We start from the raw sequence: 3,934 nt of genomic DNA, 5'->3' as shown, positions 1-3,934 counted from the left end.
CGCCGCCCTCGACGACCTCCGCCTCGGCGGCCTGCACGAGCAGCAGCGGGGCGTCCGAGGACCGCGGGACGTAGTCGCGGGCGGCGGTCCGGTTGTGGTTGTAGATCCGGAAGTACCGGTCGATCTGCGCGTCGTCGATCCCGGGGTACATGCCGTTGAAGCGGACCAGCTTGTCGCGGAACTCGGCGGCGTCGACCGGCGCGAACCGCGCCCGCTCCACCGGATCGTCCGTCGCGTGCGTGTCCAGCAGCACCACGGAGACCCCGGTGTGCCCGGTCCGCGCCAGCCGCCGTCCCATTTCGTGCGCGACGAGTCCGCCGAAGGAGAGCCCGCAGAACACCAGCGTCTCGTCCGGCTCGGGCCGCAGCAGCGCCAGGTAGTGCTCCGCCATCGCCTCCACCGAGGGCAGCGGCTCCTCGCCCGGGTCGATGCCCGGCGCCTGGATCCCCTGCACGCGGATGCCGTCCGGAAGGGCGGAGGACAGCGGGAGATAGCAGAACGCCGTGCCGCCCGCCGGGTGGACGCAGACCACCCGCCGTCCGTCCCGGCCCGCCCTGAACTCGACGAGGCCGTCGTCCGGTGTCACCGGCGTCTGTCCGCGCAGCCGCGCGGCGAGCAGTTCCACGGTCGGGTACGTGAGGACGTCGCGGGTCGGCAGGGTCCGGCCGAACTCCTCCTGGATCAGATGCGCCACCTTGATGGCCGACAGCGAGGTGCCGCCCACCGCGAAGAAGTCGTCGGTGATGCCGATGTCGGGGTGTACGAGCACCTGCCGCCAGATCCGGTACAGCGCCATCTCGACCCGGTCGCGCGGCGCGAGGGTGTTGACGCGGTCGGAGCGCGACGCGCGGGCGCGGTCGAGCACCTCCTTGCGGTCCAGCTTGCCGTTGCGGTTCAGCGGAAGCCGCGGGAACTCGGCGAAGAGCGCCGGGATCATGTAGTCCGGCAGCCGTTCGGCGAGGGCGGCGCGCCACTGCTCGGGGGAGGACTCCGGGGCCTCGCCCCGGCCGATGCCCGCGACCAGGCACAGCTCCCCGGCCTCGTCCCGGTCGGAGAGCACCGCGGCCTCCTGGACGCCGGGCAGCTCCCGCAGGGCGGCCGCCACCTCGCCCGGTTCGATGCGGAACCCGCGCAGCTTGACCTGGTCGTCGGCGCGGCCGACGAACTCGTAGTTCCCGTCCGGCAGTCGGCGTGCCAGGTCGCCCGTGCGGTAGATCCGCTCGTCCGGGACGAACGGGTCGGCGGGGAAGCGCTCCTCGGTCAGGTCGGGCCGGTTGAGGTAGCCCTGCGTGACGCCGGCTCCGCCGATGCAGACCTCGCCGACGACCCCGGGGGGCACCGGTTCGCGGCGCCGGTCGAGCAGATAGACACGGGTGTTGGCGACGGGCCGGCCGATCGGGCAGCGCCGGTCCAGGTCCTGCGGCTCGTTGTAGGTGATGCTGTAGACGGTGGTCTCGGTCGGTCCGTAGACGTAGCAGATGCGCAGGCCGGGCAGGGCCTTCTGGAGCCGCCGCAGCGACTGCTCGGGCAACGGCTCGGCCCCGGTGGCCAGGTGGCGCAGCGACAGGCCCGCCAGGCGGGTCGCCGGGTCCTCGTCGATCCAGGTGACGTACGAGGCGGGCAGCCAGGCGTGCGCGATGCGGTGCTGCCGCATCCAGCCGAGCAGCGCGTCGGGGTCGCCGCGCGTCTCGTCGGGCACGAGGTGCAGCACGCCGCCTGTGGTCGGCGGAAGGAACAGCTCGTGCACGGACGCGTCGAAGCCGATGCTGGCCCAGGCCGAGGACGCCTCACCGGGCAGGGCACCGTAGGCGGCGAGCCAGTTCTCCAGCAGGTTGGCGATGTTGCCGTGGGTCGCCGCCACGCCCTTGGGGCGTCCGGTCGAGCCCGAGGTGTAGATGACGTACGCGAGCTGCGACGGTGACGGCGGTGTGCCGGGCTCGTCGTCGCGGTCCCCCTCGGCCTCCACCTCCTTGAGGTCGAGCCACGGGCCCGGTGGGTCCGCCACGTCGCCGAGCACCAGGGCGGGCGCGGCCTCCTCGACGATGGCCCGGAGCCGGCCGTGCGGCTGGCCGGGGTCCAGGGGCAGGTAGGCGGCACCGGCCTTCAGGACGCCCCACATGCCGACGACGAACTCCGCCGTGCGCCCGCAGTGCAGGCCGACGACCTGGCCGGGCCGTACGCCCCTGGCGCGCAGGGCGTGCGCGAGACGGTTGGCGCGCCGGTCCAGTTCGGCGTAGCTCAGCCGGGTGCCGCCGCAGACCAGCGCCGGCTCGTCGGGCCGCAGCCGTACCTGCTCGGCGAACCGCTCGACGGGGCCGACGAACGGGCCCGGGATGATCGGCCCCAGCCCCTCCGCGAGCAGCTCCGCGCGCTCGTCCGCGTCGAGCAGCGTGTACGCGGTGATCTCGCGCTGGGGGTGCTCGGCCAACTGCTCCAGCACGCGCGTGAGATAACGCCCGAACCGCTCGGCCGTGTCGTGGTCGAACAGCGCGCGGGCGTAGTCGAGGTACCCGGCGACGCCGCCGTCCTCCTCGTGCAGCGACAGCGTGAGGTCGAACTTGGCGGGGGCGTACGGGATGTCGAGGGGCTCGACGTCGGCCCCGGGCAAGCGGAGCCAGCCCCGGCGGGTGGTGCCCCACGCGAGCATCGTCTGGAACAGCGGGCTGTGGGAGAGGTCGCGGCGCGGGTTCACCGCGCTCACCACCCGCTCGAAGGGCAGGTCCTGGTGGTCGAGCGCCCCGCGCAACGACGAACGGACCCGGCCGAGAGCCTCGGCTCCGGTCGGGTCGCCGGACAGATCGGCGCGCAGGGCCAGGGAGTTGACGAAGAAGCCGATCAGTCCGGCGTCCTCCGGTCGGCGACGGCCCGCGACGGGAATGCCGACAACGCTGTCAGACTCTCCGGAGAGCAGGCCGAGGAGGACGTGCCAGCCGGTGAGGACGGCGGTGAACAGCGTGCCGCGCTCCGCACGGGCCGCCCTGCGCAGCGTGTCCGTGAGTTCGGGGGAGAGGCGGACCGGCACGCGGCCGCCCGTGTGGTCCTGGCGCAGGGGACGCGGCCGGTCCGTCGGGAGCGGGAGCAGCGCCGGTGCGTTCGCCAACTGCTCTGTCCAGTAAGTGGTTTGCGCGGCGGCTTCCTCGCTCGCGATCCACGCGTGCTGTCGCGCGGCGTGGTCGGCGAACTGCGCGGGCAGGGGCGGCAGCGGATCCGGCTCGCCGTTCAGCAGGGCGGCGTAGAGAGCACTCAGCTCCGGCAGCATGATCTCCATCGAGCCGCCGTCGAAGACGGAGTGATGCATCGTCAGGAGCAGGGCGTGCCGGTCGGGCGCGAGTGTGAGCAGGCGCCCCCGGGCGAGCGGCCCGGCGCCCAGGTCGAAGGGGGTCTCGCACTCCTCGCGCTGCCGGGCGACGAGGAGTTCCTCGGTGTCCGGACGGCCCGACAGGTCCTCCGAGCGCAGCGCGAAGCCGGACTCGGGCGGCGCGATCTCCTGGCGTGCCTCGCCCGCCACCGCGACGAACCGGGTGCGCAGCGTCTCGTGCCGCGCGGCCACGGCGTCGAGGGCCCGCGCGAGTACTGCCCTGTCCAGGTCTCCCTCGATGAGGTAGGCCATCTGCTCGTTGTACGCCGCGTTCGAGCCCTCCGCCTGTTCCAGCGCCCACAGGCGTTGCTGGGCGAAGGAGGAGAGCGGCGGCGCACCGGATCCCGGTGCGGGGGAGGGGATGTCGCGGGGGGTGTGTATCGCCGTCAAGGGCGGTCCTTCTGCCGTGAGGGGAACGGATCGAGGCCGACGGGAGTCCGGTCGCGGTGACGCCGCAGGGCGGGAAAGGGAGGTGCCGTTGCGGCGGAGCACGGACGACGGGGGGAGGCTCCGGACGCCGACGCGTCACGGGTCGCTCGGGGAGGACGGGTTCTGTTGCGCGAAGGTGGGTGGCGG

At 73.5% G+C, this 3,934-nt stretch carries 1 protein-coding gene; it reads right to left on the bottom strand.

The features are described 5' to 3' along the window. On the bottom strand, nt 1-3,748 hold a 3,748-nt coding region (locus AOK22_RS37985), incomplete at its 3' end, for a non-ribosomal peptide synthetase (RefSeq protein ID WP_055703201.1). Nucleotides 3,749-3,934: the final 186 nt, after the last annotated feature.

The organism is Streptomyces silaceus (assembly GCF_001419745.1).
GTDB lineage: Bacteria > Actinomycetota > Actinomycetes > Streptomycetales > Streptomycetaceae > Streptomyces > Streptomyces silaceus.
Note: the sequence above shows the minus strand (reverse complement) of the source record. Positions and strands in the feature narration are given on the sequence as shown.